Source organism: Cupriavidus numazuensis, from assembly GCF_905397435.1.
GTDB lineage: Bacteria > Pseudomonadota > Gammaproteobacteria > Burkholderiales > Burkholderiaceae > Cupriavidus > Cupriavidus numazuensis.
On record NZ_CAJPVI010000049.1, the window covers coordinates 47,689 to 70,969 of the forward strand.

General features: G+C 60.1%; 22 protein-coding genes and 1 pseudogene. 2 read left to right on the forward strand and 21 right to left on the reverse strand.

All coding sequences use genetic code 11. The annotated features are described in order from the left end of the window. Nucleotides 1-49: 49 nt before the first annotated feature. From KHO41_RS30715 to rfbB, 10 genes are all read right to left on the reverse strand, one after another. Nucleotides 50-1,138 (reverse strand): MraY family glycosyltransferase, encoded by a 1,089-nt coding sequence (locus KHO41_RS30715; protein WP_211957011.1) that lies wholly within the window; start codon nt 1,136-1,138, stop codon nt 50-52. 23 nt (nt 1,139-1,161) lie between these two features. Further along, the gene (locus KHO41_RS30720) at nt 1,162-1,923 is read right to left on the reverse strand and encodes a glycosyltransferase (RefSeq protein ID WP_211957012.1); all 762 of its coding nucleotides are present in this window, start codon (nt 1,921-1,923) and stop codon (nt 1,162-1,164) included. Between the two features lie 16 nt (nt 1,924-1,939). After that, entirely contained in the window at nt 1,940-2,884 is a 945-nt protein-coding gene (locus tag KHO41_RS30725; RefSeq protein WP_211957013.1) for a glycosyltransferase family 2 protein, read from the reverse strand. Continuing rightward, entirely contained in the window at nt 2,884-3,960 is a 1,077-nt protein-coding gene (locus KHO41_RS30730) for a glycosyltransferase (RefSeq protein WP_211957014.1), read from the reverse strand. Before KHO41_RS30730 ends, KHO41_RS30725 begins: the two co-directional genes overlap by 1 nt. Next, the gene (locus KHO41_RS30735) at nt 3,957-4,892 is read right to left on the reverse strand and encodes a glycosyltransferase (RefSeq protein WP_211957015.1); all 936 of its coding nucleotides are present in this window, start codon (nt 4,890-4,892) and stop codon (nt 3,957-3,959) included. Before KHO41_RS30735 ends, KHO41_RS30730 begins: the two co-directional genes overlap by 4 nt. Before the next feature lie 41 nt (nt 4,893-4,933). Beyond that, entirely contained in the window at nt 4,934-6,019 is a 1,086-nt protein-coding gene (locus tag KHO41_RS30740; RefSeq protein WP_211957016.1) for a DegT/DnrJ/EryC1/StrS family aminotransferase, read from the reverse strand. 65 nt (nt 6,020-6,084) lie between these two features. Further along, the gene (rfbC, locus tag KHO41_RS30745; protein ID WP_211957017.1) at nt 6,085-6,636 is read right to left on the reverse strand and encodes a dTDP-4-dehydrorhamnose 3,5-epimerase; all 552 of its coding nucleotides are present in this window, start codon (nt 6,634-6,636) and stop codon (nt 6,085-6,087) included. Further along, entirely contained in the window at nt 6,633-7,511 is an 879-nt protein-coding gene (gene rfbA, locus KHO41_RS30750; protein WP_211957018.1) for a glucose-1-phosphate thymidylyltransferase RfbA, read from the reverse strand. The genes rfbC and rfbA overlap by 4 nt, the downstream gene beginning before the upstream one ends. Before the next feature lie 11 nt (nt 7,512-7,522). Beyond that, nucleotides 7,523-8,449 carry a dTDP-4-dehydrorhamnose reductase gene (rfbD, locus tag KHO41_RS30755; protein ID WP_211957019.1) on the reverse strand — a complete coding sequence of 309 codons (927 nt, stop codon included), beginning with the start codon at nt 8,447-8,449 and terminating at the stop codon, nt 7,523-7,525. After that, a complete protein-coding gene (gene rfbB, locus KHO41_RS30760) occupies nt 8,430-9,491 on the reverse strand; it encodes a dTDP-glucose 4,6-dehydratase (protein WP_244874110.1) in 1,062 nt (353 codons plus the stop codon). The genes rfbD and rfbB overlap by 20 nt, the downstream gene beginning before the upstream one ends. 354 nt (nt 9,492-9,845) lie before the next feature. Here rfbB and KHO41_RS30765 point away from each other — a divergent pair, with 354 nt between their 5' ends. Next, on the forward strand, nt 9,846-10,700 hold the full coding sequence (locus tag KHO41_RS30765) for a symmetrical bis(5'-nucleosyl)-tetraphosphatase (RefSeq protein WP_211957021.1): 855 nt from the start codon (nt 9,846-9,848) through the stop codon (nt 10,698-10,700). A gap of 14 nt (nt 10,701-10,714) precedes the next feature. On the opposite strand, the gene KHO41_RS30770 is transcribed toward KHO41_RS30765, so the two are convergent. The 11 genes from KHO41_RS30770 to KHO41_RS30820 all read right to left on the reverse strand — a co-directional run bounded on the left by KHO41_RS30770 (nt 10,715) and on the right by KHO41_RS30820 (nt 22,537). After that, nucleotides 10,715-13,264, reverse strand: a complete 2,550-nt coding sequence (locus tag KHO41_RS30770; RefSeq protein ID WP_211957022.1) for a glycosyltransferase 61 family protein — start codon at nt 13,262-13,264, stop codon at nt 10,715-10,717. Then, nucleotides 13,261-15,333, reverse strand: a complete 2,073-nt coding sequence (locus KHO41_RS30775; protein ID WP_211957023.1) for a glycosyltransferase family protein — start codon at nt 15,331-15,333, stop codon at nt 13,261-13,263. The genes KHO41_RS30770 and KHO41_RS30775 overlap by 4 nt, the downstream gene beginning before the upstream one ends. A 62-nt stretch (nt 15,334-15,395) precedes the next feature. Then, nucleotides 15,396-16,136 (reverse strand): ABC transporter ATP-binding protein, encoded by a 741-nt coding sequence (locus KHO41_RS30780; protein ID WP_244874108.1) that lies wholly within the window; start codon nt 16,134-16,136, stop codon nt 15,396-15,398. A gap of 3 nt (nt 16,137-16,139) precedes the next feature. Next, nucleotides 16,140-16,910 carry an ABC transporter permease gene (locus KHO41_RS30785; RefSeq protein WP_211957024.1) on the reverse strand — a complete coding sequence of 257 codons (771 nt, stop codon included), beginning with the start codon at nt 16,908-16,910 and terminating at the stop codon, nt 16,140-16,142. A gap of 149 nt (nt 16,911-17,059) precedes the next feature. Next, nucleotides 17,060-17,836: a lysophospholipid acyltransferase family protein gene (locus KHO41_RS30790; protein WP_211957025.1), complete on the reverse strand. Its 777-nt coding sequence runs from the start codon at nt 17,834-17,836 to the stop codon at nt 17,060-17,062. Between the two features lie 5 nt (nt 17,837-17,841). After that, complete coding sequence (locus tag KHO41_RS30795) at nt 17,842-19,131, reverse strand: dihydroorotase (RefSeq protein ID WP_244874109.1); 1,290 nt, start codon at nt 19,129-19,131, stop codon at nt 17,842-17,844. 64 nt (nt 19,132-19,195) lie between these two features. Next, nucleotides 19,196-20,167, reverse strand: a complete 972-nt coding sequence (locus tag KHO41_RS30800; protein ID WP_211957027.1) for an aspartate carbamoyltransferase catalytic subunit — start codon at nt 20,165-20,167, stop codon at nt 19,196-19,198. Between the two features lie 73 nt (nt 20,168-20,240). Next, nucleotides 20,241-20,768, reverse strand: a complete 528-nt coding sequence (pyrR, locus tag KHO41_RS30805; RefSeq protein WP_211957028.1) for a bifunctional pyr operon transcriptional regulator/uracil phosphoribosyltransferase PyrR — start codon at nt 20,766-20,768, stop codon at nt 20,241-20,243. Continuing rightward, complete coding sequence (ruvX, locus tag KHO41_RS30810) at nt 20,765-21,190, reverse strand: Holliday junction resolvase RuvX (RefSeq protein ID WP_211957029.1); 426 nt, start codon at nt 21,188-21,190, stop codon at nt 20,765-20,767. The genes pyrR and ruvX overlap by 4 nt, the downstream gene beginning before the upstream one ends. Next, a complete protein-coding gene (locus KHO41_RS30815) occupies nt 21,183-21,755 on the reverse strand; it encodes a YqgE/AlgH family protein (protein WP_211957030.1) in 573 nt (190 codons plus the stop codon). The genes ruvX and KHO41_RS30815 overlap by 8 nt, the downstream gene beginning before the upstream one ends. A gap of 74 nt (nt 21,756-21,829) precedes the next feature. Continuing rightward, nucleotides 21,830-22,537, reverse strand: coding sequence for a pseudouridine synthase (locus KHO41_RS30820; RefSeq protein ID WP_211957031.1), 708 nt, complete (start codon nt 22,535-22,537; stop codon nt 21,830-21,832). A gap of 92 nt (nt 22,538-22,629) precedes the next feature. Here KHO41_RS30820 and KHO41_RS30825 point away from each other — a divergent pair. After that, nucleotides 22,630-23,196 (forward strand): annotated as a pseudogene (locus KHO41_RS30825) (deoxyribodipyrimidine photo-lyase); the annotation flags it as partial. Between the last annotated feature and the right edge of the window lie 85 nt (nt 23,197-23,281).

The following is a 23,281-nucleotide window of genomic DNA, read 5'->3' on the forward strand; positions in this document are numbered from 1 at the left end:
CGGGCAGCAATGGCGCCTCGTCAGTCACTTTGCATGCAGCCACAAGCCACTAGGAAGCCGTTGTCGTGCCCGACTTCCTGGTCACGCGCCGAACCGCCCGCATGAGCTTCCAGGCATTGCGCACCATCATGAAATGAACGGCGGCAAATGCCAGGAAAGCCAGAAACAGCCACTGATCGGCCAGACCCAATTTCCACCCAGCGACGCCGACCAGTCCACACAAGACGTTGGCCAGCCAGATCAGACATACGGCCTGCGACGGCGAAAGTCCCACGCGCAGCAGCACGTGGTGCAAGTGCGTGCGATCCGCTGCAAGCGGATTCTTGCCCTTGATCATGCGCCGCATCACGACGGCCATCAGGTCCACGAGGATCAGGCCGAGCACCCACAGCATCACTACCGGCGGCACATGCCCCTGCGGGTTGTAGGGGGCTTGCGTGAGTTCCACGGCGAACCAGACCATGATGTAACCGAGCAGCAGGCTACCGGCATCGCCGAGAAAGACACGTTGCCGACCACGCAATGGGTGATGCACGTTCAGCAGCAGGAAGCCGATCAACGCCCCGCAGAAGATCATCGCAATCCGCGACACCATCATATTGCCGACGGTCGTCGCCAGAAAAGCCATCCAGCCGAGCACGATTACCGCGAGCCCTCCCGCGAGTCCATCCAGCCCATCGCTCATGTTCAGTGCGTTGACGACGGACAGCACTGCAAAGATGGTCAGCGGGATGCCCCAGTTAAGCAGATCGATCTCGCGTCGCCCAAACAAGTCTCCGAGTGACATCAAGTAGACACTGCCCCACGAGGTCATCAGGATGGCCGCCAGGAACTGAAATGCGAGTTTAGTCAGCGGCCGCATGCCACGCAGGTCGTCGACCAGGCCCACGACGGCGAGCAGCGTGACGCCCGCATACAGGGCAACGTACCGGTCGAAGGTCCGCAGGTACATAAGCGAACCAATCCAGACAGCAACGAGCACGGCAATTCCGCCAATTAGCGGAACGTCACCGACATGCCGCTTGCGGCCGCCCGGGACATCCACCAGGCCGATGCGGATTGCGACCGGCCGGAGCGCGAAAAGCGCCACTAGGCTGATTAACGCGCACGATGCCGGCACCCAGAAGTAATCGAACATAAAGTGATTTTTGGCTGATCGAACTAGCCTGCCCTTCGCCTCTGACACAGGAAGTCGAGATAGCTCCGGGAAAGAAGCAAGCGAGCCATGCTCTCGACATGCCACGCTCGGTACTTCCACTTCCGGTGGCTTTCCCGTTGAGCATCATGCACGACGCGGACACCGGTCGCCCACTGTACCGAAAATCCGGCCAGGTGCGCCCGCAGACAAACGTCCACGTCCTCGCAATACATATGGAAACGGTCGTCAAAGCCGCCCAGACGCCGAAACACGTCTGTATCGAACATCATCAACATGCCTGCGACCCAGTCCACCGTGACGACGCCGCCGTGCGGTACATAGTCAGCCTGGCGCTTGCCACAGACCGCGCGCCGCCACAGGCGCGCCGGTGTTGGCACGCGCCGCGCGCTGTCTTCGAGGCTTCCCGCCGAATTCATGACGCAAGGGGCCGCAATGCCCGGCGCGGCGCGAAGCACTTCGCACAACCCCGAGAACGGTTCGCCATCCAGTCGAATGTCCGGGTTGATGACACAGAAGAACGGCGTGACACAGCGCTCGAAGGCAGCATTGTGATTCGCGCCGAAGCCCTTCGGCTGCGGATTGGCAATCAACTGGTCATACAGCCCCTCGCCTAGCGGCACCAGTGCGCCGCCCGTACCCGGCATGTTCTCGGTCACGATTACGCGCAACGGCAGCACCTTGGCAATGGAGGACAACTGCTGCAGCAGCGGCAAGATTAGTTCGCCCTGGCCATGGCTGATGACGGAAACGGTGATCTCCGGCATCGTTGCGTTACCTCGCTCATAGCTTGCCGGTACGGCCGATGAGACCATGCCAAATCCCCTTGAACATCAGTCGGGCGCGAATGCGACGCGGGCCGACGCAAATCACGAAGAACAACAGGAACTGCAGCAGCCGATACAGCAAGGCGCTCTTCCACGCGAACGGCATAGGTACATCGCGCAGCATCGCCACCGTGTTGCGGAACATGTAGTAGTTGCGAAACGGCGAATGGACGGGCACTTCGCGCATGCGCCCGAGCCAGACCCGCACAATCCGATCACCCAACGAGTGATCAAGGAGCGCGTCACGGACCCCGAAAATCTGGTAGCCGGCCGCAAGCGCGCGCAGGCACCATTCGGTATCGACATGATCAATGAAATAGCCCTCATTCATGCCGCCGATTGTCTGCACGACATCCAGCCGCAGCAGTGTGCCCGACGAGATGAGAAAATCCGCCTGCACCCACCCGTCGTTGTCAGCGAAATCAACACGACTGACGATGCCGTGGCGGATCTTGACAAATTTTGAGCGCGCTCTGGTACGCCGGTCGATAGTGACGGGTCCGACGGCGGCAACCTGCACGCCCTGACGACGTAGCGCAAGATCGACAGCCAACAGGCTGTCAACCATGCCAGGCAACGGCAGGCTGTCATGATCCATCAACAGGCCGTAGGAATAACCGGCTTCGCGCAAGTACTGCAGGCCCAGGTTATGAGCCGCCGCAATGCCAACGTTGCTCTCACATCGCATCACCTCGATTCGCGAAGCGAACGAATTGCCCGGAACATGGGGCCCATTCGTTGAGGCGTTGTCGACAATCACGATACAGCCCACCTGTTCGCACAATGCGCGAAGAAGCTGATCTAAGTGCAGAGCGTCGGCATTGTAGGTCACCACGACCGCGCCGACCTGTTCAGCAGTTACGCCCGCCGTGCCGTTACCCGGGACATCGTCATGCACCATTATGCGAACCGTCGCCGGATCCGCAACTTGAGTTCCCGCAGCAACGCCCTGCCGGACACTGTATGCAGCGGATTCGCCGGCCGAAAAGCGTCAGATTCACCCATCATCTTGTGGAAGGTCCGGTCGTCCAGATCATAGTCGCGCTTCAGCGCATCCCGATGGGGGGGGCTGGCCAGCAGATCGAAGAGCTTGTCGACACCAACGATGCGGTACATATGGCCAAGCCATTGGTTGTAGCCGAAGAACAACAGCGCCTTCTCGATGTCGGCATGAACTTCGGACTTGCGCGGATCATGGACGACACGGTCTCCGAATGCTTCGGTCAGCAACTCGGCCGAGACACCATCGAAGAAATTCCGCGCGATCATGTAGTGCTCATTCATCGTACGCACTGAATTGGCTGGCGTATGACTGCTCGCATTCTCGCCGGGAAGAATGCGGAACTTCACAAGTTCGCGCTCGGAGACGTGCAGCTGCCAGCGGCGAATGAACCTGACCCACATCTCGAAGTCGGGAAGTTGCCGGTAGCGGTTGTCGTACATGCCGACCTCGCCATAGATTTCGTGGCGAATCAGCATGGACGGATGGCAAAGACAATTTCCATGATCAAAGAACCGCTTGAGCCAGTCTCCGCGCGAGCGATTCTCCTGATCGAAGATATGCCCGAACTGCATGGTCGACTTCTCGATCAGGTCGCCTTCCCGATCCACATAACACGCACGACCGAACACTGCGCCGAGTGACGCGTCCTGTTCAAGCAGCTTCACCTGGTACGATAGCTTGCCCGGCAACCAGGCATCGTCTGAGTTGATCAGCGCAATGTACTTGCCTCGGCAGCGCGAGATAAGTTCATTCGTTACCACCCCAGCACCGCGATTCACCTTGTTGGCGAATACTTGCATGCGTGCGTCGGAAATGGTGCCGATCTCGGCGACCGTGTTGTCGGGAGATCCGTCATCGCCGACCAGCAGCTCGAGGTCCTCGAAGTCCTGTGATAAGACACTACGAATAGATTCGGCAACAAACGGCGCGTGGTTGTACGCCGGCATGATGACCGATACAGTAGGAGCAATCATGCTCGCCTTCCAATCATTCTAATAAGCACCCGTTTGAAAACGGGAGGTATAAGTTGCCGCAACAGTGTCGCTATCAGCGGCGGCAGACAGTCGACCGCCGTCCTTGCGCCCCAACGCAGGGCCCTGCGGAGTTGAAACGCCTGAGCATGCCCGGACCCGGCGCCTGCGGCACGCAGCCGCGCGGCCAGGGCATCGAAGTCCTCGCGGAAAACACTGCCCGTGATAGCGTCATATTGCGGGATAACCTCCAGCTGCGACGTCAGCTTCTGGCGATGCGACAGCAGACTCCATGTCCCGCCACCGTGGATACGGTAGATAGACAACGGCGAGTTCAGGAACCCAATCAGGCCCAGCCGGCCGACAGCGATGTTCACGGCCCAGTCGTAGGCGCGCACATCGAAAAGCTCGACAGGCAACTGGCGAAGCGCCGAAGTCCGGTACAGGCACGTGGAAAAATTGCCGATGAGGTTGTCCGCGATCAGCTGCCGGCTGTCAAGGTACCGGAAACCATCGCTGCCAGGCACGCGCTCGGTATAGCGGGCTTCCTCCTCGAGGTACACGAAATAATTGCAAGCACAGAGCACGCATTCGCGATGCGACTCCAGGAATGCGAGTTGCTGCGACAGCTTGTGGGGGCTGCTCCAGATGTCGTCGCCCTCGATGATTGCCACATACTCCGTATCAATGGCCGCAAAGCCGCGCTGGTAGTTCTTCGTGATTCCCAGATTATGAGACTCGGGCAGAAACCGGATGCTGACGCGGGGATCCCTGCCCGCATACTCGGCAATGATCTCCCGTGTGTTGTCGGTCGAAGCGTCATCGGCGACCACGATCTCGAACGAGAAATCAAGGTCCTGCCACAAGATGCTGTCCAATGCCCGCCTGATATACGCGGCATGGTTGAATGTAACCAGCAGAATACTGAGTTTCAAATGGATTCCTTTCGGAATGCGGTCGCGCAACCGCATGGTCCTCAATACTTCAATGCGCGATGAATCAGCCGGCAGATCATGTCGATCTCTTCAAAGCTCAGCGAGTGATACAGCGGCAAGCAGAGCACTCGCGCCGCAAGATCGTCACAAACCGGCGTCGGCGTTGTGTCGTTCACGTAGTTCAGCGAACCCAACGACGGGAAGAAGTACCGGCGCGGGAAGACGCTATGCAGATTCAGCGTCTCGATGACTGCAAGATTGGTGGCTTCGCTTTCAAATACCACCGGATAGTATGCGTGGTTGTACCCGCAGTTATCCGGCAGTTGTGGACGTTGGATAGGCAAGCCCCGCAGGCTCTCATCGTAGCGTGCAGACAACGTTTTGCGCGAGCGCAGGATATCGTCGATATGCTTCAGGTTGCATAGGCCCATGGCGGCATGGAACTCCGAGTTCTTGCCGTTGATACCTACACCGTCGAAAGCGGTTGGCGACACATGGCCAAAATTCCGCATGCGCGACAGCACCTTAAGGACTTCCGGCTCTTGCGTGACGATGGCGCCGCCTTCGATCGTGTGGAAGAGTTTGGTAGCGTGAAAACTGGTCGTCGAAATATCGCCGAATGCGAACAGCGACTTGCCGCGATAGGTGGTGCCGAATGCGTGCGCCGCGTCGTAGATGACCTTGAGGTTGTGACGTTGCGCGATACGCTCGATTTTCTCCACGTCGCACGGCGTCCCGTACACGTGCGTCGCCAGAATCGCAGAGGTTCTGTCGGTGATTCGATCCTCGATCCGTGCCGGATCTATATTGAAGGTCCGCGGACAGATATCGGCCATCACCGGTACGCAGTTTTCCCAGACGATGCTCGAGGTCGTCGCCACATAGCTGAAAGGCGTAGTGATGATCTCGCCGGTCAGGTTCAGTGCCTTGATAGCAAGTTGCAGGGCAATCGTGCCATTCGACACAAACAACAGGTGATCGAGCCTCAGCCACTCCTTAAGGCGAAGCTCCAATTCATTGACCAGCGGGCCATTGTTGGTCAGCCATTCGCGTGCCCAGATCTCCTGTACGTACTTCTGGTACTCAGCCTGCGGCGGCAGAAACGGTTTGGTGACGTTGATATTCATGTGTGTAGTCGGTCGTGCTGGTTGTCCCGCCTGGCTTCTAGCACAGGACGGGAGCGAAAGACCCCTTAGGCGAAGACTTCCGCTGCATTCAGCAGCGGCGCATTGCGATCTTTTTCCGCAAGCAGCGGAACGCCGACTTCCGGCCATGCGATCGCGAGCATCGGGTCGTTCCATCGGATACTGCGCTCATGCTCGGGGTACCAATAGTCCGTGGTCTTGTACTGGACTTCGGCCGTGCTTGAAACAACAACAAAACCATGGGCAAAACCTTCCGGCACCCACAATTGGCGCTTGTTTTCGGCGGATAGCGATACGCTCGTCCACTGACCAAACGTTGGCGATGAACGACGCACGTCGACAGCCACGTCGAAAATCTCCCCTTCCGTGACGCGCACCAGTTTCCCCTGGGGCTGTCGGATCTGATAATGCAGCCCGCGCAGCACGCCCCGCGACGAACGCGAATGATTGTCCTGCACGAACGGCTTCGACACTCCTGTCGCCTCGGCAAATTCACGCGCGTTAAAGCTCTCGAAGAAGAAACCGCGAGCGTCGCCGAATACCTTCGGTTCGAGTACGAGCACGCCTTCGAGCTGAGTAGGGACGACGGTCAGCTTCATACAGTCACATCCTGCAGAATCTGGCGCAGGTAGGCGCCGTAGCCATTCTTCGATAGCTGGGCGGCAATCTGCTCAATCTGATTCACGCCAATCCAGCGGTTCCGGTATGCAATTTCCTCGGGACACGCCACCATCAGCCCCTGCCTATGCTGCAACGTCGCAATGAACGTGGCCGCCTCAAGCAGGGAATCATGCGTGCCGGTGTCAAGCCAGGCGTAGCCGCGCCCCATGATCTCCACATCCAGCTTCCCAGCCTCGAGGTAGTGTTTGTTGACGTCCGTGATTTCAAGTTCGCCACGCGCCGACGGACGAATCGAGGCCGCAACGTCGCAAACCGTGTTGTCGTAGAAATACAAACCGGTTACAGCAAAATTGGAACGCGGCTTGAGCGGCTTCTCTTCGATCGTGACTGCGCGGAACTTGCTATCGAATTCAACCACACCATAACGCTCGGGATCATGGACGTGGTAGGCAAACACCGTAGCGCCCGCCTCGCGTTCCTTTGCACGGACCAACTGCTTTTGCAGATCGTGGCCGTGAAAGATGTTGTCGCCGAGGATCAGCGCCGACGGATCATTGCCGACGAAGTCCTTGCCAATGATGAAAGCCTGTGCCAGGCCATCGGGAGAAGGCTGGACCGCGTAGCTGAGATTCATGCCCCATTGCGACCCGTCGCCCAGCATTTCAGTGAAACGCGGAGTATCGGATGGCGTAGAGATAATCAGAATATCGCGAATACCCGCGAGCATCAGTGTGCTCAGAGGGTAGTAAATCATCGGTTTGTCGTAGACCGGCAGTAGCTGTTTGGAAACCGACCGGGTAATCGGGTACAGCCTCGTGCCAGAGCCTCCGGCCAGAATTATGCCTTTTCGCATTTGGGCACCTCTCAGGAATAAATTTGATCGACGAGGCGCTGCACTCCAACGCGCCAGTCTGGCATGGTCAGGCCAAATTGCTCACGGAGCTTGCCGGTATCGAGCCTGGAGTTTGCAGGGCGTGCCGCCGCTACTGGATACGTGCTCGCCGGAATCGGCTCCACCGCGGAAGCCTGTACACGCAACCTCGCGCCGCGCTCTGCCGCTCGAGCGAGCAACAAACTTGCATAGCCATGCCAGGAGGTCTCACCACTCGCACAGAGATGAAAAACGCCGCTACCGACCTGCTTGCCCGCCGCTGCGGACCAGCCACGTGAGATCGCTTGCGCGGTGACGTCCGCGATCAGCCACGCCGGTGTCGGCGCGCCGAATTGGTCCGCGACCACGCGCAAGGTGTCGCGCTCTGAGGCCAGACGCAACATGGTCTTCGCGAAATTGCCGCCATGCAATCCGAACACCCAACTGGTCCGGAAAATCCAATAATCGCAGCCGGAGGCGGCCACGGCCTGTTCACCCTCGAGCTTGCTCCGACCGTACACGGAACGTGGGGCAGGCACATCATCCTCTGTGTACCAGCCCGTCTTTTCGCCGTCGAACACGTAGTCGGTGGAATAGTGAATCATGCGTACGCCCATGCTGGCAGCGGCAGCGGCCAGGAGTTGGGGCGCGCGGGCATTCACCGCGAAAGCCGTGTCCGCGTCGGCTTCGGCCTTGTCCACCGCTGTGTATGCGCCGGCATTCACAATCAGATCAGGGCGCATGCGATCCAGCATGCGTGCGATTGCCGCGGCATCAGACAAATCGCAAGCACGACGGTCAACCGCCTCGACTTGCCCCAGAGGAGCCAGGCTGCGAGCCAGTTCAAAACCAACTTGGCCGTTAGCTCCGGTAACGAGAATAACGGGATTGGACGGCAACTTACGCACAGTAGTGCTCATCGACCCATTTCCTGTATTCGCCTGATGTCACGTCTGCGACCCACGACGGGTTCGCAAGGTACCATTCCACTGTCTTGCGCATGCCGGTCTCGAAAGTTTCGGCCGGTCGCCAGTTGAGTTCGCGCTCCAGCTTGCGAGCATCGATGGCATAGCGCCGATCATGGCCAGGACGATCCTTCACAAAGGTGATCTGATCCCGGTAGCTGCCTGCTACCCTTGGCTTCAGTTCATCCAGCAAAGCGCAGATTGTGTGGACAACGTCAAGATTGGTCTTCTCGTTCCACCCGCCGACGTTATAGGTCTCACCGGGAAGGCCTTGCTCGAGAACCGTGCGAATAGCAGCACAATGGTCGCCGACGAACAGCCAGTCGCGCACGTTCTGGCCATCGCCATAGATGGGCAGCGGCTTTCCGGCCAGTGCGTTGGTGATAACCAGCGGGATCAGCTTCTCGGGGAACTGGTACTGGCCATAGTTGTTGGAACAATTCGTGGTCAGGACCGGCAGTCCATAGGTGTGGTAGTACGCGCGCACCAGATGGTCCGAGCCGGCCTTGCTGGCCGAGTAAGGGCTGTTGGGCGCATACGGCGTCGTTTCGGAGAATTGCGGATCAGTCGGACTTAGCGATCCGAAAACCTCGTCGGTCGAAACATGCAGGAAACGGAAGTCGCTGCGCGCCGAGGCGTCCAGAGCCTGCCAGTACTGACGCGTGGCCTCGAGCAATGTAAAAGTACCGACAACGTTGGTCTGCACAAACTCCGCCGGCCCATGGATCGAGCGGTCGACATGGCTCTCCGCGGCAAAATGCAATACGGCGACAGGCTTGTGTTCGGCAAACAACCGGTCCAGCGCGTCGCGGTCATTGATGTCAGTGCGCGAGAACACATGGTCAGCGTTGTCGGCCACGCTGGCCAGCGTCTTCAAATTGCCCGCGTATGTGAGCTTGTCGATGTTGACTACGGCCCCATGACCGCCAGCCAACCAGTCCAAGACAAAATTAGCGCCGATGAATCCGGCGCCGCCTGTTACAAAGACCTTACTCAATTTCTTCTCCCGAGGGGAAACTCGCGACAATGATGTCAGCGCCTCCGAACCCCAAAGGCGCAGCATAGACCACTTTTTCTTACTTATGGTGGCTGATTATGGATTGGACTCCGGGTGGGAACCTCTGCTCCGTCACCGAAGCCCGAATTCTATCGCACGCCCTGCCCTTGCCCAGCATCAAGCCGGGGCGAATTGCATATTTTGTAACAATGTCATCGACAAATGACGGATGGATCGGGAGCAGCGTTGTTCGCGTTTGCGAGAGATGCCCAATGATTCTGCCAAGCGGCGATCCTTTCGGAAAGGCACAATAGCGCGCTATCTTCGTCGCATTTGTTTTCGATTCTTACATCGATGATTACCACCTTCCCTTACGCCATAGGTGATGTACAAGGATGTTGTGACTCATTGGGCACTTTGCTTTCTCAACCCGAGTTACACGGCGCGCCGGTACGTTTCGTAGGCGACCTGATCAATCGCGGCCCCGACTCCCTTGGTACCTTGCGCCTGCTTATTTCACTGGGCACAAGGGCGAAAGTTGTTCTGGGCAACCACGACCTCCACCTGCTCGCGGTAGCAGCCGGGGTGCGCAAGCCGGGGCGCCGAGACACTCTGGATTCGATTCTTGCCGCTCCTGACAGGGACGTGCTCATCGAGTGGATAAGGCATCAGCCACTCGCGCTGCTCGAGAATGGATTTCTGCTCGTGCATGCGGGTGTGCTGCCTCAGTGGACCGTGGAACAGGTCATGGAACTGGCCGCCGGGGTAGAAAAGGCGCTGCGCGGTCCGAACTGGAAATCTGCCATTGTCAGTATGTTCGGCAACGCTCCGGCTGCATGGAACGACAAGCTGGAAGGCGCGGATCGACTACGCGTGACGGTCAATGCGCTGACGCGGCTTCGCTTTTGCACACCAGCCGGGGAAATGGAATTCGCGTCCAAGGGATCGCTCGAGAACAGGCCGGCCGGGTTTCTGCCATGGTTTGATGTGCCGGACAGGAAATCGGCAGACACCACCATTGTCTGCGGCCACTGGTCCGCAATTGGCCTCCTGCTCCGGCCCAACCTGATGTCGATTGATACCGGTTGCGTCTGGGGCAGCAAGCTAACCGCTGTGCAAATGGCCCCCGACCCGCAGGTCCGGCGCGTTGTGCAGGTCGACTGCCAAGAGGTCGGCTTGCTGGGACAGTCGATCCACGCGGGGGACTAGCCCAGCAAGACTAATTAGCCGTCCGAAACCAGTTCGCCGCGCGCGAGCAGACGACGCTCGGCCCATCGCAGGGCTTCGCGCAGATCGTCCGGATTCACGCAGTAATTGCGATGAAACGCATGGACTGCATGCTGGCCCGGCAACGACTGGTTCTGGACAAACAGCATAGGGACGCCGCCCGCGTCGCTATAGCTGGCATAGCCCCGGAAGTTGAAGTTCGGTTCATCATGGATCAGCCCGATGGCAGGCGTTCCTGCTGCGCAATACAACGTATTGGACATGGCCGAGCTGCACGAGCCGACCACGATGGCAGCCGAACGGAATACATCGATCTGTTCGAGGAATGACAAGTCCTCGGGATAAACAGTCTCAAAACCATAGGTGGCAAGCAATGAGCCGATCTCGACCTCGTTCACCATCTGCCTGCTCGAGAACGCGCGGCGGGAAATGAAGATGCGGCGCTCACGCGTTCGCGGCGTGCCAATGCGGGCCTCAATGGCTGCCAGCATTCTCTTTTTGAGGCGCCCAAGAACGTCACGTGGCCAGACCGCGTCATAGGCGTGGCCATCCAGTCCGTCGAGCGGGAAATACGCGGGTACGGGCGCAATTGCCAGGTGACCAAAGTGCACCAGGGTATCGGGCTCAAGGACGACGATCTCCCTGCGCTTTTCGTTGAGCAACTCAAGGCTGTCCAGGTGAGATTTCGGCATTCCCGCATCGACGATCAGCGGAAAGCCCTCATTGTCCTCCACGCCGTCGTACGCCAACATTCGCGGCAGGTACTCCACGCACCAATGGCCAAAATTGCGGCTTTGAACGCCGAACATCATCAGTCCGCGCTCGATGTGAACAGGATCCGTAGCGGGCCACTCCGTCAACGCACGCCCCGCGAACCGGGCACGAATTACTTGCCGCTCCCGAAGACGATCGCCGAACAGCGCCCTGCTACTCGCTGGATGCGCGGCCAGATCGCACAGCAGCGTGTCCTGATGAAGTATGGCGTTGCAACGGCTTGCCGCGACGCAGTCATCCAGCGTAGCACGATAGAACGGCGGTGCCTCAAGGATTCCGGCTTCGGCTGTCAGCGCGGCGGGGGGGCGCAGGAATGCCGGTGCAATCGGCTCGATCGAGCGCGTTGGCAAAAATTCCGTATAGGCGCATGCCCCGCGCTTACCGTGCGCGTACACTGAGCTTAGCGGCAGTTCGAGAATCTGGGTTGGCTGCCCGTCGTCCCTCACTGCCAGCAGCGACATCGCAAGGTCGATGTCCCCTTTGCCATAGACTAGATTCGCCAGGCGGTCCCGGATCGGGTGTGGCTCCGGAAGCCCCTTGCCCAGGGCGGCCTTGTAGCTCGCCTCGGCAAGATCGAGAGCGCCGCGCATTTCCGCACGGTAGCCCTCGCGCGCGAGCAGGCCTGCAACCTCGAGGTCTGCCTTCGACGCATCGATTGACGACGTCGCCATAGACAAATGGTAGGCAGCAATGGCTTCTTCAATATGGCCTCCGTGTTGCAGCGCCTGGCCTCGCAGTGCCTGATAGAGCGCGGCGGGAATGCTTTCCCCCTTCCCTTCAAGCATCTGCAAGGCGAGACTGGCGTTACCGGTTTCGAGCATACGGATCGCCTGCAGTCGCAGCGCCTGGGGATGAGACGGCACCTCTCTCAGAACTGCTGCGATTCGCTCGTCCAAATCAATGCGCTCTAACGAAACCGGCAATCGCCCTTCAGCATCGCCCCAGCGAACAAAATGTTCGAACGGGTCCACGCCTGCCGCATTAACGTCGGGGTTCATCAACAAGTAGTCGTCGCGGTCGAACAACACCGATGGCGAAACTTTCCTTGCCGCATCGGAGGCAAGATAGTGCTCGAGAAGTGTCATGCCAACTGGTAGCGCATCGACGCCAGCGGCGCGGCAATATTGCGAAGCAGAGAACATCGGGTGCGGATCTAGCGTCGAACTCGCACCATGGAGCAGGTAGTGCTGCAGTGGTTCCTGTGCTTCGCTGCCCATTTGCGTGCGGTAGTAGTCGGCGTCGAAGAACTGGGAAAGTCTCTCTGCGATCACGCGGGCCGCAAAGCGATTCAGCGGGTCCCTTGCCAGGATGCCGCGAGCCGCCTGCAGGACTCCCGGCGCCTCCACATCGATCCAGCGGCGCCCCTCGCCTTCCCCATGCAGGATGAAATGCTCGAGGGGATTGACACCAGCCGCCGCAACGTCCTGGTTCCAGGCCAAGTAGGCGCGAGAACTAAAGAGCGGCGACGGATCTAGCCCTTGTGCTGCACCCGTGCGCAGATAGTGGTCAAGCAGCGTGCCGTCCCGCGCATCGGCCTCGCCCAATTGCGCCCGATAAAACGCGCTGTCAAACAGGGGCAGCGGATCGTATCCCAAGCTGGAGCCGGGGCCAGAGTAGTGTTTTGCCGGGCCTCCCGGCATCGGGTTGCTGCCATAGCGTGCTTCATAATAGGCAACATCCAGCGGCCATGTCTGCGCTTGAGGCAGCGAGCCAGTAACCACGCTCCGGAGTAGCACCTTCACCCGGCGCAAAGTTCGGTAAACGAATGTCATAGATCAGAGCCCGCACGTGACGCCATGCCGCTCAGCCCGCGCAGCAGTTCAAGCCGCGGCACGATCTGTCTGTCATAGCAGAGATCGCGAAGCACGACCGCGCGACCAGCACGGGCCAGAGTCCGAAGTGCTTCGCGGTCGTCTGCGTAGCGCAGCACTTTGGCAGCCACATCGTCAGCATCACGATCTATCAACTCAAAATCCAGGCCGGGTCGATATATTGGTTGGCCGGACAGATCCGCGTTCAGCCCCTCGAAATCTGAGAGGAACAAGGCGGTTCCGCAGAGCGCCGCTTCCACGCAGCACGTGGTGGGAAATCCGTCGAACGATCCCCTGCCTCCATTGAGTCGGTAGCCAGAGATATTCGGCGAAACGATGATGTCCATCTCTTGGTAGAACGAAGGAAAGAAGCTTGCCGGCTGCACACCGTGGAAATGGATGCGTACCCCGGGTTGCAGCGCGATGATGCTTTCGTCGAAACCGCCGACAACGTGGAACGCGATATCGTCCCGGGCACGGAGTCGCTCCGCCACCGACACGAAGACGTCGTAACCCTTTTCCGCGCCCAAGGCGCTATAGCGCTGCGCAACGAAGCAGACGTTCAGCACCGGGTGGAACGTGTTTCGACACGCCTCGATTCGGTCAAGCGCTGCAGGGTCAAAGCACATCGGAACCACACCACCGAAAAGGTGCAACAGCCTGTCCGGTTCGCAGAACCCTTTTTCGATCAGATAGCGATAGGTCAGATTCTGGGTGGTGATGATCTTTGCAAGGCGAGGATTGTCGCAAAGGCGACGCAGCTTGAGATCTGAATTGGGATCGTTCAGCTCATAGCCACCGCCCGGATACAGCGTAAACGCCATGGCATCCAGCGCGATCGCGGGATCCTCGGAGAAGAACAAGTTGGCGTTGTTCAGGAATACGCAGTAACCGATGCGACCTTGCTTGCGCCCGGCCTCATAGAGGGCAACCCGGCTGGCATCCATTCCATGGGCGGCAGTGTGGCGCGCCGCCATTGCTTCGAATGATTCGGACTTATGCAGGTGCGAGATGTCCCAGGTAGACGAGTGAATGCGACTCGATGGAAGCTCGTGAAGGTAAGCTGAAAATTCGCCAAAACGAAAGCTGGATAATTCAGACGGGAAGCTCGTATCAAAGAGTTGAATGGCGGCATTGCTGTCGCCATTGCTGGCATCCGCCGCAGGTTCCCGATGATCGTACTCTGCGCGCATAGCACGCAGAGCTTCAGCAATTCCGGGCCGCTCGTCGCCCTGCTCGATGGCGGTCGACAATTCCTCCAGCGCGCGTCTGTGATGGCCAAGCGCACGCAGCACGAGGCCGAGATCGCCGTACGATCGGAACGCTGCGGGCGCGAGGCTTCGGCTCTCTTCCCACGCGGCCACCGCCTTGTGCAGCAGACCTTGCACCCAGAAGCGCTCGGCCAGCGAGTTGAGCACAGGCGGAAGCAGGCTCGCGCGCTCCTCAGAAGCCAGAGACAGCGACGCTTCATGCGCTTGGTCCAGACGTCCTGCGGCGATGTGGCGCACCACTCGCAGCGACAAAGCGAACCGGTTTTCGCTGTCGCGTGACAGGACGTGACCGATCCGCGCGTCCAAATCGGGGTGTTCGGGATCAGCAAACTGTCGCCCTTCCCGCGCGCCCCAGCGGAGGAAATGCTCCAGTGCATTTACGCCGGCGGCGGCCACGTCCGGATTGCGCGTAAGGTAGACTTCGGGATCGAAGATAGGTGAGGGCGACAGTCCCTCGCGCTCTCCAACCTGCAGGTAATGCTCGAGCAACGTAGCCGATTCACCAATATCGCGACCGGCCAGTTGGCTTGCATAGTGCTCGCTGTCGAACATGGGGTTTGGGTCGAAGCCGGGTGTCCGTCCGACTTGCAGGTAATAAGCACGTGGCTCTACGCCACCCGTCAGATCGCCATACCGCCGCAGGCAGTACGCCGTGTCGACGAGGCCCGGGGGCAGGCCCCGGGTAGCTACTCCCGTCGGGCTCGCCTGCAGCTTAGTGGCTTGCACCCTGCCCTTCATCCAACGGATCAGATTCCGCATTCTTCCAAGCTCCTCCCCAACCGCTCAACGTCCCAGCCAATATTGCCTTATAACCGCGCCGCCTAGCCTTGCGTTGCCTTCTTGTAAAGCTCAATCACTTCTTCGGGCGACCCGTCTCCAATCAGCTGCCCGTGATCAAGCAGGATCATGCGATTGCAGATCGTCTGGAGCAGGTTCATGTCATGCGACACACAGACCATGATGTTTGATCGATCGATGAATTCCGTCATCCGTTTCTGTGCGCGCTCCACGAAGGAGGCATCGCCACCGGCAAAGACCTCGTCCAGAATCAGGATCTCCGGGTGCACTGCTGTAGCAATGGCAAAGCCGAGCTTCATATACATGCCAGTGGAGTAATACTTCACCGGTGTATCGATGAATTCCTCCAGGCCGGTGAAATCGATGATTTCTTGCTCGAGGCTCTCAAGCTGCTTCCTGCTATAGCCCAAGATGCCACCGCTGAAATAGATATTCTCTCGGCCGCTGAACTCAAGATTGAATCCCGCCCCGATCTCCAGCAAGGGAGCCACACGCCCACTCACGCTGATCGATCCTTGCTGGGGAGTATAGATGCGGCAGATCGTCTTCAGCAGTGTGCTCTTGCCTGCGCCATTGTGGCCGATAATGCCGATCCGGTCCCCTCTCGATATGGTCAGGTTGATATTCTTGAGCGCCCAGAAATCCGTATGCCCACCGTGACTCTTGCCACGCAGGAAGTTAGTGACATAGTCCTTCAGATTCGGACTTTTATCGTGGTATAGGCGGAATCGGAGAGAAACATCCGACACTTCAATACGAGACATCGCTTATAGCCTAAAAATGAGTTTGTTTTCGTACAGGCGAAAGATCTTCAACCCGACAACCAAGCTGACAGCCGCCAAGACAGTTGCGATTCCGATGGTATGAAGCGAAGGAAAGACCGATTGGTAAATAGGGGCACGAAACAGGTCGATAAAATACAACATGGGATTCAGCACAATGATTTCCCTGAGGCGGGGGGAGATCGCATCGAGCTGGTACATGATGGGCGTGACAAAGAACCATGCCTGCAGCATGACGCCAATCAGGTGCTGCATATCGCGGAAGTACACCATGACGACGGCGAGTGTCAGCGACAAGCCCAGCGAAAAGACATAAAGCAACGCAAAAGCTATAGGCAGAAAGACTAGCGCGATACTGATCTTCGCCCCGACAAAGAGCGCGATGACGAACAGCGCGCACAGGCTGAAAAGCGAATCGAGAAGAATCCCGGTTGAGGTGGAAACTGGAAAAATGATCTTCGGAATATAGATCTTCTTCAGCAGCCCCTCATTGCCGACGATGGAAGCGCCCGCCTGTATCAGTGTGCTGGAAAACAATGTCCAGGGGACCGTGCCGGCCAGGAGGAAAATCGTATAGTCACGCAGCCCAAAGCGAAAAACATGCGAAAACACCAGCGCGGTGATACCCATCATCAGCAATGGGTTCAGAACCGTCCACAGATAGCCGAAGATGGTGCGACGATAGCGCGTTAGCAGTTGCTGCATCACCAGTTGCGAGACGATCTGGCGATAGTCGTATATCTCTTTGAGGATCATGTTGTAGTGAATTTTGAGCCACTTTTCAGCAAAGGCCCACTTTCTAGTGGCGGCGCGATCGCCTGCTCCGAAGCAAGCAATGAAAATGCGCCATAAGTCATTTACCCTGATTCGTTGCCGGCCAGCGCCGTAAGATACACCGCGTCGGCCTACAGGAAAACCCCCACCTTCCTCTCTGGAGGCTCGGCGTGCATGGCGGAATCTTGCTCAAGAAGGGCTTCGATCGCACCTCTGCAATGGACGCCCAATGCACGCCGGTCTCCCTCACCGTGGTGCACTTCCGGTCCCGGCAGAACTCTTGCAGCAATGGGGGGAGATCGCAGGATGTTATTCAGCGAATCGCCGAGAGACAGGTCGTCGATGTAGGCCGGGCTCGCAGTTGAGCGCCCGGTCTTTTTGTCCAAATACCGCAGCGCGACGGGCTGTATAGGCCTTCCCGCAGAAATAGCAGCCTGAAGCAGATTCGAGTGAAATGGCAACACCGACACACCGTCGCTTGTCGTGCCCTCAGGGAAGACACATACGATATCCCCCTGCAGCAAGCAGTCCGCGATGTGGTGCAGCGTACGATGGGCATCGCGCTTCTTTCCGCGCTCGATGAATAGCGTCCCGGTCTGTACACAGAGCCATCCAATCACGGGCCAGCCTCGAATTTCCGATTTTGCAACAAAACGAAACGGACTCCACGCATTAAGCACAAAAATGTCGAGCCATGAAATATGGTTGGCCACCACGAGTGCTCCACGAGGCGGTCCGTGGGAATCAGAAATCTCCACCGTTACACCGCAAATGCGGAGAAGCTCGCGCGACCACTCGCGAATGCGCCGTCGCCGTGACTCCATGCCAAGCCACGGAAACAGCACCGCGCAGGTCAACAACCCGCGCACCAGGTGCAGAACCAGCGCCGTCTTGCGCAGCCAGACCATGCGCGTCAGTGATGGTTGTGATTGTGGTTGCCGTAGACGACCTGGCCGCCGACCAGCGTCATCCGCACCTTGCCTTCCATCTCATAGCCGAGCCACGGCGAGTTCTTGCCCTGGCTCTTGATGGATTGGCGGTCGACCTTCCAGATTTCCTTCGGATCGAACAGGCAGATGTCCGCGACGGCACCCGACGCCAGCGTGCCGGCCTTCAGGCCAGCCACGCGCGCGGGTTCGGAGGTGATGCGCGCCAGCGCAGTCTGCAGCGGCACCTTGTGCTCGGCGGCCCAACGCAGCGTCAGCGGCAGCAGCAGTTCCAGGCCGATGGCGCCCGGCGTCGCTTCGGCAAACGGCAGCAGCTTCTCGTCGTCATCGACGGGAGTGTGGTCCGAGCACAGCGCGTCGATGGTCCCGTCAGCCAGCGCGGCAACGATAGCGTCGCGGTCGCGCGCGCTGCGCAGCGGCGGCGAGAAACGCATCTGCGAGTTGAAGTAGCCGATATCCATGTCGGTCAGCGAGACGTGGTGGATATTGACGTCGCACGTGACCGGCAACCCTTCCCGCTTGGCTTGGCGCACCAGCTCGAGCCCGGCGGCCGACGACAGGCGACAGATATGCACCCGAGCGCCCGAGGCGCGCATCAACTCAAAAATCGTATGCAGGCGCACCGTCTCGGCAATCACGGACACGCCCGACAGCCCCAGTCGCGACGCCACGGCGCCGCTCGCGGCCACGCCGCCGCCGAGAAACGGATCTTCCGCACGCAGCCACACGGTGAAGCCGAAGGTCTGCGCGTATTGCAGCGCGCGCAGCAGCACCTGCGTATTGCGCACCGGCGCCTCGGCCTGGCTGAAACCGACGCAGCCGGCTTCGGTCAGCTGGTTCATCTCGGTCAGCACTTCGCCCTTCAGGCCCTGCGTCAGCGCGCCCAGCGGGTAGACGTGGGTCTGGTTCAGCGTGCGCGCGCGGAACTTCAGCATCTCGACCAGGCCGGGCTCGTCGAGCACGGGGTCCGTATCAGGCGGGCAGAGCAGACTGGTCACGCCACCGGCGGCCGCGGCAGCCACTTCGGATTCGAGCGTGGCCTTGTATTCGTAGCCGGGCTCGCGCAGGCGGGCCGACAAGTCAACCAGCCCCGGGCATACGATCAGGCCGCGGGCGTCGATAGTCTTGTTGGCGGTGAAGTCCGCGGGTGCACTGCCCACGCCGACGATCTTGCCGGCGGCAATGTAGAGGTCCTGCTGGGCGTCGATCTTCGCGGCCGGGTCGATCAGGCGGCCGCCCTGGATGTGAATCTTCATAGCTTGGCTTGTCGTGTCGCTTGGCGTGTTCGGGATGTTCTGGCTCGAAGTTGGCATCGCGCGGTCAGTCACTGTTTCCCGCCACGATGCCCATCACGGCCATGCGCACGGCGATGCCGAACGTCACCTGGTTCAGGATCACCGATTGGGGGCCGTCCGCCACGGCGGAATCGATCTCCACGCCGCGATTCATCGGCCCCGGGTGCATCACGATGGCGTTGGGTGCGGCCAGCGCCAAGCGCTCCGGCGTCAGGCCGAAGGCCTTGAAGTACTCCTGCGCCGACGGCAGCAACGCGCCGCTCATGCGTTCGTTCTGCAGGCGCAGCATGATCACGACGTCCACGCCCTTCAGGCCTTCTTCCATGTTGTGGAAGACACGCACGCCCATCTGCTCGAGTCCCGACGGCAGCAGCGTGCGCGGGCCGATGGCACGCACTTCCGGCACGCCGAGCGTGGTCAGCGCGTGGATATCCGAACGCGCCACGCGCGAGTGCAGGATGTCGCCAACGATCGCCACGCGCAGTTGCGTGAAGTCCTTCTTGAAGTGCCGGATCGTGTACATGTCCAGCAGGCCCTGCGTCGGGTGCGCATGACGACCGTCGCCGGCGTTGATCACGTGCACGTGCGGGGCAACGTGTTCGGCGATCAGGTATGGCGCGCCGGAACTAGCGTGGCGCACCACGAACATGTCCGCCGACATGGCCGACAGGTTGTTGATCGTGTCCAGCAGCGACTCGCCCTTGCTGGTCGACGAGGCGTTGATGTTCAGGTTCAGCACGTCCGCCGACAACCGCTTGGCGGCGATCTCGAAGGTGGTGCGCGTACGCGTGGAGTTCTCGAAGAACAGGTTGAACACGCTCTTGCCGCGCAGCAGCGGCACCTTCTTCACATCGCGGTCGGAGTCAGACAGCGACACGAACTGGCTGGCGGTATCGAGGATGTGCGTGATCATGTCACGCGACAATCCCTCGATCGACAGCAGGTGCTTCAGTTCGCCGTTCTTGGTCAGCTGCGGGTTGCGGAACGTCTTGGTCATGGGTGGTCAGGCGCGGGCAAAAATCGGGGGGACTAGTCTGGTCTTGGAGCCGGTGGACGAAAAATTGGCCGGATCAACCGGCCGAGGATTCGGTGGTAAAGGCAAAGGTCGCCTTGGCGCCTTCGCCCTGGCGCGCTAGTACGAGCGTGGCTTCACGCGGGAGTTCAGTCTGCAGCGCGACCAGGTCCGCCGCAATCGGCAACTCGCGGCCGCCGCGGTCCACCAGCACGCCCAGCGCCACACGCGCCGGACGGCCATAGTCGAACAGTTCGTTGACCGCCGCGCGGATGGTGCGGCCGGTGGCCAGCACATCGTCGATCAGCAGGATCTTGCGGTCCTGCACATCGAACGGCAGTGTGCTCGGCTGGGCCTGGCTGTGCAGGCCCTTCTTGGCATAGTCGTCACGGTGGAAGGCCACGTTGATGACACCGTGGTCAGGCAGTCCGAGGTCCGCCGCGAGTCGCTGCGCAATCCAGGCACCGCCGGAATGGATGCCGGCCACGGACCACTGCGCGCGCTCGGCTTGCGGAATCAGCGCCTGGGCCTGGTCGAGCAAGGCGCGGTAGAGCGCCTCGGCGTCGGGATTGGTATGTCGGGTCATAGCGGAAGCTGGTCGAAATACTGTTGCAGGATGATGCGTGCGGCCTCGGCATCGAGTTCGCCGCGGCGGGCGCCGCCCATGGCGGCCATGCGCGAGGAATAGCGTTCGTCCACCCACTCCACGGGCAGGCTGTAGCGTCCGTTGAGCTGATTGCCAAAGCGGCGCGCGAGCCGCATCGAGGGCTGCTCACCGCCTTCCGGGTTGACCGGCATGCCCACTATGAGTTGCACGGGCGTCCACTCACGGATCAACTCGCCGACGGCCTGGAAGCGGCTTTCAACCGACAGGTTCGGAAGGATTGTCAGGGCAGTCGCGTGACGCGTGACGAAGTTGCCGAGCGCAACGCCGATCTTTTTCTCGCCGTAGTCGAATGCCAGGACCGTGCCGTCGCGGGGCAGTTCGCGCCCCACGCCGTCAGGCATGCCCGGCCTCGCCGGAAAGCATGGTGATGTCGATGCCCAGCAGGCGGATGGCGGCCGCGAAGCGCTCCTCGGGCGGCACGCTGAAGATGATTTCGGGGTCGGCCTGGACGGTCAGCCAGCCATTGCGGGAAAGCTCGTCTTCGAGCTGACCGGCGCCCCAGCCGGAGTAGCCCAGCGTCAGCAGGAAGCGGTGCGGGCCGCTGCCGTTCGCCACGGCTTCCAGCACATCCTTGGATGTCGTCATCTCAAGGCCGCCGGGCACAGCCAATGACGACACGTAGATGCCGACCGGGTCATGCAGCACGAAACCACGCTCGGTCTGCACCGGGCCGCCAAAATAAACGGGCTGGTGCGCCACCGGCTGAATTTCCAGCTTCAGATCGATCTTGTCGAACAGCGTGGCCATGTCGATGTCGATCGGGCGGTTGATTACCAGCCCGAGCGCGCCGCGCTCATTATGTTCGCAAAGATAGACGACAGAGCCCGAAAAAGTCGGATCCGCCATGCCGGGCATGGCTATCAGGAACTGATTCGTCAGATTGATGGGAGCTTCGGACTTGGCCATACCTGGCATTTTATCAAATCACCGGGGGGCGACCGGAAAAGAATTGGTCGCGCTGCGGCGCAGCAAATCGTAGCTCAGTCCTTGCTGGTCAGTGCCGCCAGATCCTCGGCCGTCAGCCAACGCCACTCGCCTTCCGGGAGCGCCGGGTCCAACTTCAGGCCGCCGATGGCACTGCGATGCAAGGCATTCACGTGATTGCCGGCAGCCACCACCATGCGCTTGACCTGATGGTACTTGCCTTGCAGCAGGGTCAGCCGCAGGCTCCGTTCGCCGGTGATCTCGCACCCTTCTGCCGCGATCGGCGCGGGTTCATCGTCGAGTTTCACGCCAGTGAGCAGGGCATCCACCTGTTCCTGCGTGACCGGTTCGGCCGTCGTCACCTCGTAGACCTTCGGCACCTTGCGTTTCGGCGAAGTCTGGGCGTGGATGAATTGCCCATCGTCTGTCAGCAACAGCAGGCCGGTGGTGTCGTGGTCGAGCCGGCCGACGGCCTGGACCTCGCGCTGGCGCAGCGGCACCGGCAGGAGGTTGTACACGCTCGGGTGGTGGCGTGGGCGCTGCGAGCACTCGTAGCCGGCCGGCTTGTTCAGCACCAGGTAGGCCTTGGTGCAGGCGACCCACTCCTCACCGTCGACCATCAGGCGCAGTCCGTCCACTTCGAATTGTGCGCGGGGGTCTTCGCAGAGTTCGCCATTGACCTCCACCAGCCCTGCGGCGATCAGGTCGCCACAGTAGCGGCGTGTGCCAAAGCCTTGGGATTGGAGGATGCGGTCGAGGGTCATGGGATTTGGATCGTCAGTGAAAGTGTTTCGGAGGGCGGGCCCACCGTATCGCTATGTTAGGGTATCGCCCGGCTCCCCTTCACCAAGGCACCATGCAAACCACAGACATACCAGCCGCCGCTCGCACACCCTACCGTATCAGCCGCCAGTTCGACCGCGGCCTCGTGTGGTTCCGGCGTGACCTGCGGGCGACCGACCACGCGGGGCTGCATTATGCCCTCAAGCACTGCAGTCTGGTCTGGTGCGTGTTCGTGTTCGACCGCGATATCCTGGACCCGCTGCTTGCGCGTGGCCTGAAGGCGGATCGCCGTGTCGATTTCATCCGCGAGTCGCTGGTCGAGCTCGATGCCACCTTGCGCGCGACCGGCGGCGGCCTGATCGTCATGAACGATGCCGCCGCAAGCGCGATTCCCGCGTTGGCTCGTGAACTGGATGTGCAGGCCGTGTTCGCCAACCACGACTATGAACCGGATGCCGTTGCGCGCGATGCTGCCGTCCGCGAGTCGCTGGCCGAGGACGCGCGCGTGCTCTTCACGTTCAAGGATCAGGTCATCTTCGAGCGCGACGAGATCCTGACGGGCCAGGGCAAGCCATTCGCCGTATTCACGCCCTACAAGAACGCCTGGCTCAAGGCATGCGGTTATACACAATTGTCCCCATCATCGACGGCTCGTAATCCTCGCAGAGTCTTCGCGGCGACATGAACTTCTTTCAGGCCAAGCCAAATCGTCTTCACGCCGGGCT

Coding starts and splice junctions, on each gene's coding strand:
- KHO41_RS30715 (WP_211957011.1), bottom strand. CDS start 1,138: ATGTTCGATTACTTCTGGGTGCCGGCATCGTGCGCGTTAATCAGCCTA.
- KHO41_RS30720 (WP_211957012.1), bottom strand. CDS start 1,923: ATGCCGGAGATCACCGTTTCCGTCATCAGCCATGGCCAGGGCGAACTA.
- KHO41_RS30725 (WP_211957013.1), bottom strand. CDS start 2,884: ATGGTGCATGACGATGTCCCGGGTAACGGCACGGCGGGCGTAACTGCT.
- KHO41_RS30730 (WP_211957014.1), bottom strand. CDS start 3,960: ATGATTGCTCCTACTGTATCGGTCATCATGCCGGCGTACAACCACGCG.
- KHO41_RS30740 (WP_211957016.1), bottom strand. CDS start 6,019: ATGAATATCAACGTCACCAAACCGTTTCTGCCGCCGCAGGCTGAGTAC.
- rfbC (WP_211957017.1), bottom strand. CDS start 6,636: ATGAAGCTGACCGTCGTCCCTACTCAGCTCGAAGGCGTGCTCGTACTC.
- rfbA (WP_211957018.1), bottom strand. CDS start 7,511: ATGCGAAAAGGCATAATTCTGGCCGGAGGCTCTGGCACGAGGCTGTAC.
- rfbD (WP_211957019.1), bottom strand. CDS start 8,449: ATGAGCACTACTGTGCGTAAGTTGCCGTCCAATCCCGTTATTCTCGTT.
- KHO41_RS30765 (WP_211957021.1), top strand. CDS start 9,846: ATGATTACCACCTTCCCTTACGCCATAGGTGATGTACAAGGATGTTGT.
- KHO41_RS30770 (WP_211957022.1), bottom strand. CDS start 13,264: ATGACATTCGTTTACCGAACTTTGCGCCGGGTGAAGGTGCTACTCCGG.
- KHO41_RS30775 (WP_211957023.1), bottom strand. CDS start 15,333: ATGCGGAATCTGATCCGTTGGATGAAGGGCAGGGTGCAAGCCACTAAG.
- KHO41_RS30780 (WP_244874108.1), bottom strand. CDS start 16,136: ATGTCTCGTATTGAAGTGTCGGATGTTTCTCTCCGATTCCGCCTATAC.
- KHO41_RS30785 (WP_211957024.1), bottom strand. CDS start 16,910: ATGATCCTCAAAGAGATATACGACTATCGCCAGATCGTCTCGCAACTG.
- KHO41_RS30790 (WP_211957025.1), bottom strand. CDS start 17,836: ATGGTCTGGCTGCGCAAGACGGCGCTGGTTCTGCACCTGGTGCGCGGG.
- KHO41_RS30795 (WP_244874109.1), bottom strand. CDS start 19,131: ATGAAGATTCACATCCAGGGCGGCCGCCTGATCGACCCGGCCGCGAAG.
- KHO41_RS30800 (WP_211957027.1), bottom strand. CDS start 20,167: ATGACCAAGACGTTCCGCAACCCGCAGCTGACCAAGAACGGCGAACTG.
- pyrR (WP_211957028.1), bottom strand. CDS start 20,768: ATGACCCGACATACCAATCCCGACGCCGAGGCGCTCTACCGCGCCTTG.
- ruvX (WP_211957029.1), bottom strand. CDS start 21,190: ATGCCTGACGGCGTGGGGCGCGAACTGCCCCGCGACGGCACGGTCCTG.
- KHO41_RS30815 (WP_211957030.1), bottom strand. CDS start 21,755: ATGGCCAAGTCCGAAGCTCCCATCAATCTGACGAATCAGTTCCTGATA.
- KHO41_RS30820 (WP_211957031.1), bottom strand. CDS start 22,537: ATGACCCTCGACCGCATCCTCCAATCCCAAGGCTTTGGCACACGCCGC.